Origin of the sequence: Tenacibaculum halocynthiae (assembly GCF_964512825.1) — a bacterium.
Classification (GTDB): domain Bacteria; phylum Bacteroidota; class Bacteroidia; order Flavobacteriales; family Flavobacteriaceae; genus Polaribacter; species Polaribacter halocynthiae.
The window spans coordinates 1-1294 of the sequence record NZ_CAZELG010000035.1; the positions used below are offsets into that span (position 1 = coordinate 1).

The 1294-nt window shown below is 60.0% G+C and carries 1 protein-coding gene; it reads right to left on the reverse strand.

What is annotated here, in order from left to right; genetic code table 11:
- On the reverse strand, window positions 1–1294 hold a 1294-nt coding region (locus ACKTTQ_RS13620; protein WP_408049518.1), incomplete at both ends, for a hypothetical protein.

Consider the following 1294-nt stretch of genomic DNA (forward strand, 5'->3'; position numbering starts at 1 on the left):
TGCTCCAGTAGCACCTGTTGCTCCAACTGCACCTGTTGCTCCAACTGCACCAGCGGCACCCGTTGCTCCAGTAGCACCTGTTGCTCCAACTGCACCTGTTGCTCCAGTAGCACCTGTTGCTCCAGTAGCACCAGCGGCACCTGTTGCTCCAACTGCACCAGCGGCACCTGTTGCTCCAGTAGCACCTGTTGCTCCAACTGCACCAGCGGCACCTGTTGCTCCAGTAGCACCTGTTGCTCCAACTGCACCAGCGGCACCTGTTGCTCCAGTAGCACCAGCGGCACCCGTTGCTCCAGTAGCACCTGTTGCTCCAACTGCACCAGCGGCACCCGTTGCTCCAGTAGCACCTGTTGCTCCAACTGCACCCGTTGCTCCAGTAGCACCTGTTGCTCCAACTGCACCCGTTGCTCCAACTGCACCTGTTGCTCCAACTGCACCTGTTGCTCCAACTGCACCCGTTGCTCCAGTAGCACCTGTTGCTCCAACTGCACCTGCGGCACCTGTTGCTCCAGTAGCACCTGTTGCTCCAGTAGCACCAGCGGCACCCGTTGCTCCAGTAGCACCTGTTGCTCCAACTGCACCTGCGGCACCTGTTGCTCCAGTAGCACCTGTTGCTCCAGTAGCACCTGTTGCTCCAACTGCACCTGTTGCTCCAGTAGCACCTGTTGCTCCAACTGCACCAGCGGCACCCGTTGCTCCAGTAGCACCTGTTGCTCCAACTGCACCAGCGGCACCCGTTGCTCCAGTAGCACCTGTTGCTCCAACTGCACCTGTTGCTCCAGTAGCACCTGTTGCTCCAACTGCACCTGTTGCTCCAGTAGCACCTGTTGCTCCAACTGCACCAGCGGCACCTGTTGCTCCAGTAGCACCTGTTGCTCCAACAGCACCAGCGGCACCTGTTGCTCCAGTAGCACCTGTTGCTCCAGTAGCACCTGTTGCTCCAACAGCACCAGTAGCACCTGTTGCTCCAACTGCTCCAACTGCACCTGTTGCTCCAGTAGCACCTGTTGCTCCAACTGCACCAGCGGCACCCGTTGCTCCAGTAGCACCTGTTGCTCCAACTGCACCAGCGGCACCTGTTGCTCCAGTAGCACCTGTTGCTCCAACTGCACCAGCGGCACCCGTCGCTCCAGTAGCACCAGCGGCACCTGTTGCTCCAGCGGCACCTGTTGCTCCAGTAGCACCTGTTGCACCAGCGGCACCTGTTGCTCCAACTGCACCAGCGGCACCCGTTGCTCCAGTAGCACCTGTTGCTCCAACTGCACCAGCGGCACCTGTTGCTCCAGTAGCACCT